This is a genomic window from Streptomyces sp. NPDC052236 (assembly GCF_044548015.1).
GTDB lineage: Bacteria > Actinomycetota > Actinomycetes > Streptomycetales > Streptomycetaceae > Streptomyces.
Genome location: NZ_JBIUBL010000061.1, coordinates 1 through 13,236, shown reverse-complemented (window position 1 = coordinate 13,236; position 13,236 = coordinate 1). Strand labels below are relative to the sequence as shown.

At 66.8% G+C, this 13,236-nt stretch carries 13 protein-coding genes and 1 pseudogene; 7 read left to right on the top strand and 7 right to left on the bottom strand.

Translation table 11 applies throughout. The annotated features are described in order from the left end of the window. Positions 1-1,361: 1,361 nt before the first annotated feature. Complete coding sequence (locus tag ACIHCQ_RS43900; protein WP_399674849.1) at positions 1,362-1,685, top strand: hypothetical protein; 324 nt, start codon at positions 1,362-1,364, stop codon at positions 1,683-1,685. Between the two features lie 124 nt (positions 1,686-1,809). Here the strand turns inward: ACIHCQ_RS43900 and ACIHCQ_RS43895 are convergent, their stop codons facing one another. The 4 genes from ACIHCQ_RS43895 to ACIHCQ_RS43880 form a co-directional block, all read right to left on the bottom strand. Beyond that, positions 1,810-2,508 carry a hypothetical protein gene (locus ACIHCQ_RS43895; protein WP_399674847.1) on the bottom strand — a complete coding sequence of 233 codons (699 nt, stop codon included), beginning with the start codon at positions 2,506-2,508 and terminating at the stop codon, positions 1,810-1,812. 134 nt (positions 2,509-2,642) lie between these two features. Then, positions 2,643-2,906 carry a hypothetical protein gene (locus tag ACIHCQ_RS43890; RefSeq protein ID WP_399674846.1) on the bottom strand — a complete coding sequence of 88 codons (264 nt, stop codon included), beginning with the start codon at positions 2,904-2,906 and terminating at the stop codon, positions 2,643-2,645. A gap of 154 nt (positions 2,907-3,060) precedes the next feature. Continuing rightward, positions 3,061-3,867 carry a hypothetical protein gene (locus tag ACIHCQ_RS43885; protein ID WP_399674844.1) on the bottom strand — a complete coding sequence of 269 codons (807 nt, stop codon included), beginning with the start codon at positions 3,865-3,867 and terminating at the stop codon, positions 3,061-3,063. A 1,101-nt stretch (positions 3,868-4,968) separates the two neighbouring features. Beyond that, the gene (locus ACIHCQ_RS43880; protein ID WP_399674842.1) at positions 4,969-5,445 is read right to left on the bottom strand and encodes a hypothetical protein; all 477 of its coding nucleotides are present in this window, start codon (positions 5,443-5,445) and stop codon (positions 4,969-4,971) included. Between the two features lie 237 nt (positions 5,446-5,682). Here ACIHCQ_RS43880 and ACIHCQ_RS43875 point away from each other — a divergent pair, with 237 nt between their 5' ends. Both ACIHCQ_RS43875 and ACIHCQ_RS43870 read left to right on the top strand, forming a co-directional pair. Next, complete coding sequence (locus tag ACIHCQ_RS43875; protein WP_399674841.1) at positions 5,683-6,459, top strand: hypothetical protein; 777 nt, start codon at positions 5,683-5,685, stop codon at positions 6,457-6,459. A gap of 1 nt (position 6,460) precedes the next feature. Then, positions 6,461-9,094: a Helicase associated domain protein gene (locus ACIHCQ_RS43870; RefSeq protein WP_399674839.1), complete on the top strand. Its 2,634-nt coding sequence runs from the start codon at positions 6,461-6,463 to the stop codon at positions 9,092-9,094. Between the two features lie 295 nt (positions 9,095-9,389). Here ACIHCQ_RS43870 and ACIHCQ_RS43865 read toward each other — a convergent pair whose 3' ends face one another. The 3 genes from ACIHCQ_RS43865 to ACIHCQ_RS43855 form a co-directional block, all read right to left on the bottom strand. Beyond that, entirely contained in the window at positions 9,390-9,827 is a 438-nt protein-coding gene (locus ACIHCQ_RS43865) for a glutaredoxin domain-containing protein (RefSeq protein WP_399674838.1), read from the bottom strand. Between the two features lie 170 nt (positions 9,828-9,997). Continuing rightward, positions 9,998-10,390, bottom strand: a complete 393-nt coding sequence (locus ACIHCQ_RS43860; protein WP_399674836.1) for a hypothetical protein — start codon at positions 10,388-10,390, stop codon at positions 9,998-10,000. Between the two features lie 26 nt (positions 10,391-10,416). Beyond that, positions 10,417-11,247, bottom strand: coding sequence for an IS5 family transposase (locus ACIHCQ_RS43855; protein ID WP_399674834.1), 831 nt, complete (start codon positions 11,245-11,247; stop codon positions 10,417-10,419). 81 nt (positions 11,248-11,328) lie between these two features. On the opposite strand from ACIHCQ_RS43855, the gene ACIHCQ_RS43850 reads away from it, so the two are divergent. From ACIHCQ_RS43850 to ACIHCQ_RS43835, 4 genes and pseudogenes are all read left to right on the top strand, one after another. Next, complete coding sequence (locus tag ACIHCQ_RS43850; RefSeq protein ID WP_399674833.1) at positions 11,329-11,661, top strand: hypothetical protein; 333 nt, start codon at positions 11,329-11,331, stop codon at positions 11,659-11,661. Positions 11,662-11,727: 66 nt separating this feature from the next. Beyond that, a pseudogene (locus ACIHCQ_RS43845) lies at positions 11,728-12,176 on the top strand (transposase); the annotation flags it as partial. Between the two features lie 277 nt (positions 12,177-12,453). Beyond that, positions 12,454-12,744 carry a transposase gene (locus ACIHCQ_RS43840; RefSeq protein ID WP_399674831.1) on the top strand — a complete coding sequence of 97 codons (291 nt, stop codon included), beginning with the start codon at positions 12,454-12,456 and terminating at the stop codon, positions 12,742-12,744. Next, positions 12,711-13,236: IS3 family transposase (locus ACIHCQ_RS43835; RefSeq protein ID WP_399674829.1), on the top strand; the 526-nt coding region annotated here is incomplete at its 3' end. The genes ACIHCQ_RS43840 and ACIHCQ_RS43835, both read left to right, overlap by 34 nt.

The following is a 13,236-nucleotide window of genomic DNA, read 5'->3' as shown; positions in this document are numbered from 1 at the left end:
ACCCGGTTCCACGTCGCCAGTCAACTGGCAACGCCACCACGCCGCCGTACGCGAGCTCCTGGCCGACAAAGCGGCCCTGACCGAGCTGCTGCCCGGCGTCACCGTCCACGGCACGGACGTCGGCAGTGGCTGGCGCGCCGGCGCGAACACACCGTGTGGCAGGGCCTGTTGCACAGGGGCAGCGCGAGCGTCTGACCGAACTCGGCATCGAGCCGCTACCCGCACCGAAGGAGGCCCCGGCGAAGGCCGGTACGGGCGGCTCCGGAGCCTTCAAGCGGGGCGTGGCGCCCCTGCGCCAGACAAGCCCTTCGGTACTCCATGCCGGTTCGTGCTGCTGGTGCCGTGTCAGCAGCCCTGCTTCCAGCAGCTGAGGAAAACTCCCGACTCGCACTGCCGTTGCCCACTAGCGGTGAAACGCTGTGCGGGCGGGATGCCGGAGCGGCCTGCCCCCTTGGCAGACTTCACCGTGTCTCAACCGGCCCCGGCTCGGAGTTGAGGAGACGTCTACTCAACTCCGAGCCACAGACAAGAACGGTGAGAACTGGCCCGTCGCCCCACTACCCGGGTCGACGCCGTCGACCCGGGTGAATTGATGGTTTCCTCAAGAACTGGGACAGGGAACCTTCGGCGCGCACGGCACCGGAGTCCCCCTCGCTTGCGCGGCAGCCCGTTCCGGCAAGCGAGTATCTTCCCTAAACACATCCGTTACCGTTAGGGGTGCAATGAATCTCAGCGAGCCGCATCGCTGCGCCCGTGCCTTCGGGGGTGTTCCAGAGGATCCAAACGTCTGCAATCCCACCGGGTTGGGGCAGAGTGAGAGTACTAGAAAAGGGATGGTCGCCTGCGGGACATCGGACAGTAGTCCCGCCCCTGGCCATATCCACATCATTGTATGCCTTGAATATCGCTTGCTTGCAATGTGCTCCGTCGGCTATGTGCTGCACGCCGTCAATTTGAACAGTTTGGTGAGAAAGCGAAAACGAAACCGTTCCCCTGATCGTGCTATTGCCGTACGACGCGTTGAATGCGTACGCAGGAGCGGCCTGCGCGGACCCAACTGGCAGCGCGATGAGCAATGAGGCGGACGCTGCAAAAATGAGCGCCGCCTTGCGTATTCTCTTCATTTCCTCCCCAACCTTGCGACGTGCCGCGCGGCCTCCCCGGCCACGGCACGCTTACAAGAGAAGAAGATCACAAGCACAAGTGGCTGTCCAGCACGGGCCGTTGCACGTCGATGTGAACCTCGGTATCCGACATACGTGAATGCGAGGGGCCCGTGTGGTGCGCTGGCGCCGCCCCCGTTCGGGTGATCGGGCTCTGGGGCCCGTATCCCGGACTGTGCGCGACACCTTGGGCTGTCCATGCGACGACACCTGATCATCGGCGCGGCGCTCGCCGCCGCCCTCGTACCCGCTGTGCCGGCCACCGCGGACTCTCTGTCCGCCATGACGGCCCGACCGGTCTACAGCGGGTGCGGGTACCACCCCAGCACAACCGTGCACCTGAGATCCAGCGCCTCAACCCGCAGCACATCCCTGGAACTCCTGGCCAGCACACTGCTGACCAGCGACAACGCACCCCATGTCATACCGACCGGCAACCAATTGACCTGCACCATCACCAAAAACGTCAGCGCCAGACCGGCATCCCTGTCACCACCCGAAACCCGGCCCACATCACGCTGACCAGCACAAACCCGATACCAACCACACTGACATCACGATGCCGAGCAACCACTGACAAAAAATTACAGATCATCACGAAATGAGACAACACCTCCGGAGTGCCCTGCCAGAGGCTGGCATCAGATCAGTCGAATTCTCCAAGACCTCTCATGTCGCTACTTTCAATATGCGCTTTAGGCGTGCCGAGTTCAGTCTTCCAATGCACCCGCTCTTCGATGAAGTGGAAGTCTGGAATTACCGGAGGGTTGAAGTATAGGGATTGCCGTTGCTCTTCTTCCTGCCGACGGCGGCGTTCAACGCGGTGTTGCAGCCGCGCCTCCGGGAAGTCGAGTGTGAGGTGTTCTCTGCCGTCGATCTGAGGGATTGTCGCGCGCATCTGTTCGTTGTCCACAGTCACGGTGGCACTTACGTCATAGGCGGTGTGGGTTCCGTCGTTGCGCAGGCGGTACACGCCCGGCCGTACCCACTCTCCGTCCCAGTGCACGTCGTGGCTCTCGACTCCGCGGCGTTCTTGTTGGTGGAACAGGTCGTTCGCTTTCTGTGCCAGTTGGTTGGCGTCCGTCGCGATGCGGTTGGCTTCGTGAGCCAGCGCGTTCGACGCGACGCTCTCCTGGTTGGCCTCGCGGGACAGTGCGTTGGCCTGGTCCGACAAGTTCTTCGCCGCGTCTGCGATCTCGTTCGCCTTGCAGGCAAGCACGAGACCCTCCTTGGCGGTCTTGTTGGCCTCCTTGGCCTTCGACAGACTCGCCCACGCGACAAACACCCCGAAGACGCCTGCGGCTCCGCCGATCAGCCCGGCCCCGTCCCCCCACTCCCATGCCATGGCGACAGGCTAACGGCAGACAGCTCCGGGCCGGACGGCACACCGGTGCTGGCCGGGGGACGTCCCCCGGCCAGCACCGGTCCCGGTTCCGCCGACTCCCTGTCACCACCGGGGGGCTCGGAGGGTATTGGTGCTCATCGCCTGCGGTGCAGCAGCACCACCGTGGCAACGAGCAGCCCGGCCAGCGTGGCAATGCTCAGGGCCATCGTGAGCGGCTCCTTGAGTACCGGGTACGCGTGGACGAGGAACGCGCCGAACGCGCACGCCATCAGCACGACCACCGCCCCGATCACGATCACCGGCAACACCCACTCCGCCCGGTCGGGAGCGGTCGGGGGATTGGACACCGGTGCGGGAGCACCATGGGGCTGGGGCGGGTTCGGAGTGGTGGTGGCCATGGGATTCCCCTTGAGGCGGATGACGGGCCGAGCAGTGGTGCTCCGCCCCTTGGGTTCGGGTTGGGTGTGCAGACAGCATGGAGCGATGAGATCGGCCGTCACGGTGTGGAGCGGGTCGGAGCAGAACAGGCTCCGGTCATTGGCGTCCCCAGGGTCATCCGGGGGTGGGCAGCACGGCAGGCTTCTTCTGCGGCTTACGCGGCCGGGTGATGAGGGCGCGCTGGTACTGGTGGGCAATGGTGAAGCCGAGGGGTGCGAGCGGAGCCTTCTTCTTGAAGGCCCGTGTCTGGACGAACTCGAGCTCGACGAGTTGCTTCAGGCCGCGCTCGTGGGTGTCGGGGGACCAGCCGTACCACTGGGGTGCCCATTCCGCGGGGAATGTCGCCCAGTGCTTCTCGCGGGCGACTACGAGGAACAGGGCTAGGCCGGGCAGGCTCAGCTTCTCGTCACGGCCCTGCGTCCAGAACGTGGTCGGGATCTGCAGGAACCTGTTCTCCTCGTTGTCGCCCTTGGGACGGTCGTAGGCCTTCCCGGTGCCGTCCTCGCGCAGCAGCATCACCTTGATCGCGGTCCCCTTGCGGCTGCACTCGATCAGATTGCGCGCCTCCAGTCGGCGCAGGGCCCGCCAGGCGCCCGTTCGCGCAGACTGGTCGCTTGCGGTCTTGTCGATGTCCATCAGCCGCGCCCACACCGCGCTGTCGTGCTTGGTCGTCCAGCCTTTGTCCCCACTGCTGCACGCGGCCACGATCATCAGGTAGGCCCGGAGACCACGCAGGTCCCTGCCGGTCACGAAGTCCCTCAGGGGCCCTGGCCGAGTCTCGGCCCCCTTGTTCGCCTGGACGAAGGTCTTGCGCAGCGGCACGTTGGCCCGGATCGCACGGGTCAGAATCGCCGCCCGGGTATCCCGTCCGGACGCCTCGTCCTTCTGCATGTCCTGTTCGGCTTTCGCTGTCGTCTTCATGCCCTGAACGGTAGCTATGCGAGCGGTCAACACCCAAACGATTCAGCCCCGTTGGATCCGCCGCGCCAGCTAGTGATCATGGATGTGCCAGCGGGTCTTGTAAGCGCCATGTGTAATGACCATGTGCAAGGTCAAGGTGAGAGTCCCAGGTGAAAGTTCAACTGGGATGACTAACTACACATTGGGTGTCGGGACGTGTCAGCGTCGGACTCTGCACGCCCGGACGCGGCCTTCCGGCGCGACAGCAAACTCAGTCGACCACCTCGCCCTTCCGGCCATCGCGCCCGTTATGCCCGCCTTCGTCTGCGACTGCCAGCTTGCCCGGCGCCTAGTCGTCCACCGCCGAACGGCTACCGGCACCTGGCCGAGGTCGTCACGACATCGGGCTGCTCCAACGCTCGGAGCACCGGCCCGGCCGCGGGGGCGTGTGGCGCCGGCTACGGAACGTCGGCCCCGGGCGACCCACCCGCTCGCCGCCCCCGCCGCCAGTGATCGACTGCGCGGGCTGCTGAGCGCCGATCTCCACCCCGGGCGGCGGGGAGGGGCCCGGGGCGGTAGATCGACGGCGAGAGGGCCGCTGGAGCGGCTTCTCGGTGTAGGGTCTCGCCGCTCGTGTCGGATGCTGCCCTCATGGCCTGCGGCTTCGTCCGCAGTCTCACGACTGTCGGACGCTGGAGTCTCACGCTCGTGTGTCTGCTCGACGGTCCGCATCGGGCGGCTCGGGCCACCGATCCTCCGACCTGGGCGGTCTCGCGGCCGGTGTCGCATCCGACAGCGATCCGACATTGGCCGTGAGATTCCGACATGGGATTCGAGATCCCACAATCGGGCTTGTCAGGTCTTGCCCATGTCCACGAAGCGCGAGTAGTGGCCCTGAAAGGCGACGTGATCGTGGCCGTGTGGCCGTTGCGGTGCTTGGCGATGATCAGGTCGGCCTCGCATTCCGGGCCCGGTCCGGGGGCCGGTGACGGGACGTCGGGGCGGATTCGCGAGAACTGGACAACCGGTGGTCGCGGGCTGTGACAGCGCACTGCGACGCGGCAGGGCTAGACGCGCAAGCCCTCCCTGTCACCTTCGTTATGGGGCGAAACCGCTGAAATGTCAGGCGGCTTGGGCAGCGGCAGTGCCGAAGACGTCGTCGAAGTGGTGGGCGCGGTGGGTGCTGACGAGGTGGTAGGCGCCGCTTGAGTGGCGCAGGGCGTGGTCTGTGTAGTGGAGGACTTCGGCGGGGGTGAGGACTTTGAGGTCGCCGAAGACGTAGTAGAGGGGGGTGGGGGCGTGGAGGGCGGTGAGTTGGAGGCCGGCGTTGATGGTGGTGGTGCTGATGGCATAGCGGTTGGTGGTGGTGCTGGGCATGTGGTCTTTGGCGTCGATGGTGACGATGTCGCTGCCGCGGGCGGCGATCAGGTCGGGGAACTGACGTAAGGCGGAGCGCGTGCGGCGCAGGGCGTCGCGGACGGCGTTGGGGTAGGTGCCCTGTCCGCAGGGGTGGACGGTCCAGCCTCTGGCTCGTAGTGCGGTGGCGACTCGGTGTTCGTGCAGGTCTCCGACGTTTTTGCGGTCCTGCCACTGCGTCACGGCGGGTTCCTCTCGGCGCTGGGCCCGGTAGGGGTGGTACGAACTTCACGGTTTTCGTACCCCTTGCTGTTGGCTATGATGCCGCACATGGCGGCATACGTTGACCCACGCTTTCGTCCCACGCTCTGGCCGGGCATCCCTGTTCCCGCCCCGTCGTTGAGCCCACTCGCAGACGCAAGGACCGAGGGAGAGTGGATCGTCTGGACCCCGCGACTCCGCTCCCCCGGTGAACGGACCGTGCCGCTCCCGGAGGACTTCTACCTCCGCGAGTTCGTGGAGCTCGACCCGGCCGATCTGGATACGGTCGCCGCCATGATGCGGACGTACGGGCATCTGGGCGGCAGCGTGGGCTCGTTGAGTCTGGACGTGGACGAACACGAGCACTACACCGAGCTGACGAACAGGCTCCATCCCGAGCGCGGTCCGTTCGCCCTTCACGGCGAGCTGGCGACCCTGTTCGTTTCAGAAGCCCAGGACGCCATCGCCACATGGCTGGCCCTCCGCCGCGAAGGCGGGCTGGACGCACTCGTCGAAGCTGAGGCCACCGAAGAGGAACTAGCCCGGTGGCAGGCCGCGAACAGCCACAAGGAGGAGACCTGGCCACGCGACCTGGACCACATGCGTGAGGAGCTGCTGAGCCTGAAGATCGGCTTCCTGGCCAGCTCTCTCAACTCGGCTCTGGAGCCGTTCAGCATCGGCATCGGCAGCCTGGAAGACCGCTACCCCACGCTCCTGGCCGTAGCGTTCCTGCAGCTGTACAACCACCTCGCCGAGGACGCCACCATCCGCGAATGCGCCAACGAGACCTGCCGGCGGGCCTTCGTCCGCCAACGCGGCCGCGCCGAGTACGGGCAGAACCGCACCACCGGCATCAAGTACTGCACCCGCGAATGCGCCCGAGCCCAAGCCCAGCGCGAACTACGCCGACGCCGCAAGCAGCAGAGCCCCCTGACAGCGCCGGGCCCCGAGCTAGCCAGGCCCCAGCCGACGGCCACCACCCCTCAAGGAGCCTGAGGTGATCAGCCTTCGAGAACACCAGGTGGACCAGCGGTCGGCGTTCCGTAAGTGGGTGGGATTCCCTGCAAGGTCATCTGTGCCTCCGCAGGGGGCGCGGGGCACGATCGTGTCAGCGACGGGATCGGGCAAGACGATCACGGCGGCCGCGTGCGCGCTGGAGTCGTTCGCGGGCGGCCGGATCCTCGTTACCGTGCCGACCCTGGATCTGCTCGCGCAGACCGCCCAGGCGTGGCGGCTGGTGGGGCACCGGGCGCCGATGGTCGCGGTGTGCTCGCTGGAGAGCGACCCGGTGCTGAACGAGCTGGGGGTGCGTACCACTACCAACCCGATCCAGCTCGCCCTGTGGGCCGGGCACGGGCCCATCGTAATGTTCGCGACGTACGCCTCTCTCGTGGACCGCGAGGACATCGACGCACCAATGGGCCAGCGCAAGGTTCGCGGGCCGCTAGAAACCGCACTGGCGGGCGGGGAGCGGCTCTACGGGCAGCAGATGGCAGGCTTCGACCTCGCGATCGTGGATGAGGCCCACGGAACTGCCGGTGATCTTGGGCGGCCGTGGGCGGCAATCCACGACAACGCCCGGATCCCCGCCGACTTCCGGCTCTACCTCACCGCGACCCCGCGCATCCTCGCCGCGCCCCGGCCGCAAAAGGGCGCGGACGGCCAGGAGGCGGAACTCGCGACCATGGCCGACGACCCGGACGGCACGTTCGGCGCCTGGCTGCCTGGGGCGGAACTCGGGCTCTCGGAGGCGATCGAACGGGAAATCCTCGCCCCGTTCGAGATCGACGTCCTGGAAATCCGCGACCCTTCCCCCGTTCTCGGGGAGTCGGAGGAGGCGCGGCGGGGCCGGCGCCTGGCGCTCCTGCAGACCGCGCTCCTGGAGCACGCCGCCGCGTACAACCTCCGTACGGTCATGACGTTCCACCAGAAGGTGGAGGAGGCCGCCGCGTTCGCGGAGAAGCTGCCGGAGACCGCTGCCGAGCTGTACGTCAACGACGCCTCCGACGACGACCTGGCCGCCGCGGACAAGCTGCCGAAGTCATCGATCGACGCGGAGTTCTACGAGCTGGAGGCCGGCCGCCACGTACCGCCGGACCGCGTGTGGTCGGCGTGGCTGTGCGGCGACCACCTCGTGTCCGAGCGGCGCGAGGTCCTGCGCCAGTTCGCCAACGGCATCGACGCCAACAACCGGCGCGTACACAGGGCGTTCCTCGCCTCCGTTCGCGTCCTCGGGGAAGGCGTGGACATCACCGGCGAGCGGGGCGTGGAAGCCGTCTGCTTCGCGGACACCCGCGGCTCCCAGGTGGAGATCGTGCAGAACATCGGCCGCGCGCTCCGGTTGAACCGCGACGGCTCCACCAAGGTGGCCAGGATCATCGTGCCGGTGTTCCTGGAGCCGGGCGAGGACCCGACGGACATGGTCGCCAGCGCCTCGTTCCGCCCCCTTGTAGCGGTCCTCCAGGGCCTGCGCTCGCACGATGAGCGCCTGGTCGAGCAACTCGCCTCCCGCGCCCTCACCAGCGGACAGCGCAAGGTCCACGTCCGGCGGGACGAAGACGGCCGGATCGTCGGGGCCGGCGGCGAGGGCGACGGCGAGGACCAGGAGCAAGACGACACGCAGGCCGCTGCCGAAGCGGCGCTGCTCCACTTCTCCAGCCCACGCGACGCGGCGACGATCGCGGCGTTCCTGCGCACCCGGGTCTACCGCCCGGAGTCGCTGGTGTGGCTGGAGGGCTACCAGGCCCTGCTGCGCTGGCGGGCGGAGAACGAGATCACCGGCCTGTACGCCGTCCCGTACGACACCGAGACCGAGGTCGGCGTCACGAAGGACTTCCCCCTCGGGCGGTGGGTGCACCAGCAGCGCAAGGCCCTGCGGGCCGGTGAACTGGAGGAGCGACGCAAGACCCTGCTGAACGCGCCCGAGGCCGGGATGGTGTGGGAGCCCGGCGAGGAAGCCTGGGAGAACAAGCTCGCCGCGCTCCGGTCCTACCGGCGGGCCACCGGGCACCTCGCGCCGCGCCAGGACGCTGTCTGGGGCGAGGGCGACGCGATGGTGCCGGTCGGGCAGCATATGGCCAATCTCAGGCGGAAGGGCGGTCTCGGGAAGGACGCTGAGCGGGCGGCGGAGCGCGCGCAGCAGCTGGCGGCGGTAGACCCCGACTGGGATTGCCCGTGGCCGCTGGACTGGCAGCGCCACTACCGCGTCCTCGCCGACCTGGTCGACGCCGACGGCCACCTGCCCGACATCGCACCCGGCGTACTCATGGACGGCGACGACATCGGACGATGGCTCCAGCAGCAGCGCAAGCCGGGCACCTGGGCGCAGTTGTCGCCCGAGCAGCAGGAACGACTGTCCACGTTCGGCGTACAGCTCTCTGAGGCGCCCGCTCCGGCCCCGTCGGCCACGCGTGCGACAAAGGGCCCGGGCAAGGCACAGCAGGCGTTCCAGCGCGGACTTGCGGCCCTCACGCAGTGGGTGGAACGGGAAGGCGCCCACCGGCCTGTACCGCGCGGCCACAGCGAACAGATCGCGGTCGACGGCGAGACAGAGCCCGTGCTCGTGAAACTGGGCGTATGGGTCTCCAACACTAAGTGGGCATTTAGGGATGGATTGCGGCATGTATTTTGATATGCTTTGAGGCATTTATTGCTAATGCGTACAGCCTGAAATGCCCGGAAGCTCCGTGCTGGCGGGAATCTTTCGGTCCATTGCTAAACCAGACGGAATCTGGCGCCAAGAAGCAGATAAAACGGGCATGCGGGTCGACGCCCGGAAGGCCGTGAAGGTACACGTAAGGCGCGAATCGACCCAAAGGCTGTTGGTCGCAGAGGCGGCGCAGCATCGCAATCCATCCCTAAACGCCCACTGAGAGGGCGGTTCGTGAGTTGATGTCCATTTCCGAGTGAGGCAGGGGCAGGGCCGCTCAGGTGGATGGGGAGAGATGTGCGCGCACCCATTCAGGATCGGGGTTGACGTGCGGCTGGCCCGCCACCACGACGGTCGGCACGGTCTCGTCGCCATCGTTGGCTGCCCTCACCGCCGTCGCCCCAGCCGGGTCGCGCCAGATGTCGACCCAATGCAGCTGGCGGGCTCTGCGGCCCAACCGGATCCGCAGGCGCAGGCAGTACTTGCAGCCCGCCCGCCAGTAGACGATCGGTCGGCCATCGACCGCGCTGCGGCGTTGTGCCTCCACCGCACTGATCGACCGTGGGAACGCCAGCGGTGAGTTCAGCCCCGCGAGCAGGACAAACATCAGCAGTAGTGGAACGGCGGTGCCGGGAAGCCCCCTGACGCCCAACGCGGTCGCAACGAGCGAGCCGCAGCCCACGAGCAACATCGGCAAGATCCATGCGCGCGTCATGATGACACAGGCTACCGGTGGCGCCGATTCGGCCGATCGACGGCGCACATGTCTGGGCCACGTCGCGCAGTATCACCTGGTAATGGCAGCAAGATGGCGGCATAAGACCTTAATGCCCGATTCTTCGTTTCGTGCGGGACAAGCGGGCAGGTCGTGGCGACATCGGTCGACTACGGCCGAGGCTGGGTGAACAAGCCTGGCTCGGTCTCGGCCAGGATCCCGCGGTCGGCCAGCCGCTTGAGCTTGAGGCGGACGTTGTTGATGTTGTTGGGCGCGACCGCCACGTCCATCGCCTCGCACACCTGCCGCGCACGCAGCGGATGATCGGCCGCGGTGAACACCGCCATGATCTGCTGATAGGCCGGATGGTCCGGCAGTTTCGGTGCCGGCGGCGCGGGCGGTTGCGGGTCGGGCAGCCCCAGCAGTGTCTTGCGGGTGATCCGGACTTCTTCGGCGGCCCGGCCGAGTTCGTCGAGCTGTGTGGTCAGCTGCGTGATCTGTTCCCGCGTCGTCTCGGCCTGCGCGGTGATCTCGCGTTCCCGCTCCACCAGCCGTGCCAGCACCGCGCCGAGGGTCAGCTCCCCGCCGGTCACGCGGTGCGCCAGGCGGACACGGTCGCCGCGGTCAGCCGACGCAGTATCACCGCGGTCATCGCCCAGTACACCCGCGACTCCGAACTGCGGGGCCGATGCTCGTAGTCGCGCACCAGCCTGCGGTGCAGCATCAAGATCCCATAGGCGCGTTCCACGACCCACCGCTTGGCCTGGGGAACGAACCCGGTCTGCGCGGGATTGCGCTCCACGACCTCCACCCCGATGCCCACCTTCTCCCCGTGCGCGACGACGGCGTTCTTGAAGCCCTGGTCGACCAGGGCCTTCTCCACGGCGTCGGTGTCGGCGGCGACCTTGTCCAGCAGCGCGATCCCGACGGCGTTCTCGTGCGCCGACGCGGCCGCCACGACCACCGCGATCACCAACCCCAGAACGTCAACGGCCAGGCCGCGCTTGCGGCCCGGTACTTTTTTTGCCGCATCACGCCCCGTCGACTCAGCGGGCACTCCCGCCGCCGCGTGCACGCTCTGGGTGTCGAGCACCACCAGGCTCGGGTCCGCCTTCCGCCGCGCCATTTCCCGCACCTGCCAGCGCAGCAGGTCGTGAATGGTCTGATCGATGCCGTCGTCACGCCAGGTGTAGAAGTAGTACTTCACCGCGCCGGGCGGCGGAAAGTCGTGGGGGAGCAGCTCCCACTGGCACCCGGTCCGGCCCTGGTAGAGCAGTGCGTTGACGATCTCCCGCATCGCGTACCGACCCTGATGGCCGCTGACCGAGGGATGCGCGGCCTTCCACGCGGCGATCACAGGCTCGACCAGCGCCCACTGCTCGTCGCTCACGTCGGTCTTGTAGGGCTTGCGCTCGCTCACGGTACCCAGCCCAACACGCCCATGGCCGCCGGCCGGCCGGGATGCCGCACCGCCACACGTTCAGGTGACGACAAAACTCCTATGCACTCTCATTCCGCCCTCTTAGAAGAGAAACTTGACGCGCTTTCGCAGATGATGGCCGAGCACATGGCCATGCCGTTTCCGCCGGGCTTCCGCGGCCTGGACGTCGATGGCCAGGACATGGTGCTGCTTGACGCGGACGTCTACGGCTATGCCTCCGGAGCCCTCAAAGGCCCGCTCGATCAACAGCGCCGCGCGGGCTTGCTGAGGCTCACAGCAGTGTTCGAAAAGGTTCTCCCGGCGATCGGCGACGAGTACGCCACCAAGTACTACACGCACGTGCGCAACATGGCCGTGTTGGCCGCCAAAATCGAGACCTTGCGCAACAAGTAGACCTCTGACCGGGAAGGTTAGCCGGGGTGATGGTCCCGGGCGGTTGGATGCGCGGTGATGTCCGTTCCGACCGGCATCCGGCCCACGATGGGCTCGGGCTGGGTCGCTGTCGGCCACCCCGAGCGGCACCCGGCGACCTACCGCCGCACCCACGTCGTCCGGTACTTCCATGGCTGCTACTCGGTCGGCGACGACACACTCTGGGGCGTCAACCGCCGCAAGAAGGGTGCCGCGAACACCCTGGCCGCGCTGAAGTCGATCCGCGCCGCCCGTCCCGACGGTGCCTGCGCGCTGTCTCAAGGACATGGGCGGTTCCCCAGGTATCTCCTCTCGTTGGCTTGGACAACCTGTCCGCCCACAAGGGCGAGAAGATCCGCAGTTGGGCAAAGAAGCACCGGGTCGAGCTGCGCTTCACCCCCACCTACGCGTCCTGGGCCAACCCGATCGAGGCCCACTTCGGACCCCTATTCTCCTTGTTGGACCGGAGAGGTAATTGGCCAGAGGTTAGCTGGTGACTCCATGCCGTCGGCAAGGCCGAAGCGTTGCCAGTTCAGCGGAGCGTTCGCTCAGCAACCCGGGAGCCGCGCCCTGCCGCTAGCGGCTCTGAGCGTTCAACCCGGGGGGAGCACGGCTGGCTTTGCGAAGACTATGGCTGTGGCCTCTTCGAAGGCCGCCGCCGATTGTCAGTGGCACGTGATGAACTATCGAAGGGTCAGACTCGGGAGTGAGGGGCCCCGAAGTTTCCGGACAGGCACCCAATAGGGTTGTCCTGAACACGGAAACGAGGAAGAAGTGGCGCCACCCAGTAAGTACTCGCCGGAGTTCCGCGAGGAAGCCGTCCAGATCGCGTTGAGGTCAAGCAAGACGATCTCCGAAATAGCCCGGGAGCTTGAGCTGAACCCAGAGACGCTACGCGGCTGGGTGAAGAAGCATCAGAAGCAGCAGGAACCGGCTCCCGATGCGGAATTGACGGTGAACGAGCGGGCGCGCTTGAAGGAGCTCGAGCGGCGGAATCGTGAACTGGAGATGGAAAACTCCTTCCTGAAAAAATGCGCGGCGTACTTCGCGAAGGATCCCCGGTAGCAAGCAAGTACGAGTTCATCGACGAGATGCGACTCGACACCGAGGAGTACGCATACAGCGTCGAGTTCATGTGCCATCGACTCGACGTCTCCAGATCCGGCTACTACGACTGGCGATCCCGCCCGGAATCCGCAACGGCCCAGCGCCGCGAAGAACTGAAGCTGCTCGTCGAGAAGGCCTTCGAGATGTCCGACAGTACCTACGGCCACCGGCGCATCCAGGCCCAGCTGCACCGCTGGTGTGTCACCGCCGGCCTGGAGCTGGTCCGCCGCCTCATGCGCGAGCTGGGCCTTGAGCCCTGCCAGCCCCGGCCGAAGAGGTTCAACCTCACCAAGGCCGCGACCGGCCAGGTGCCGGACCTCGTCGGCCGCAACTTCACCGCGGACGCACCCGGCGGAAAGCTCGTCGGGTCGGGTAGCCGGAGGGAATCTCACCCTCCGGCCCCCACAGAACCGTGCGTAACAGTCTCCCGTTACACGGCTCTTGCCACCC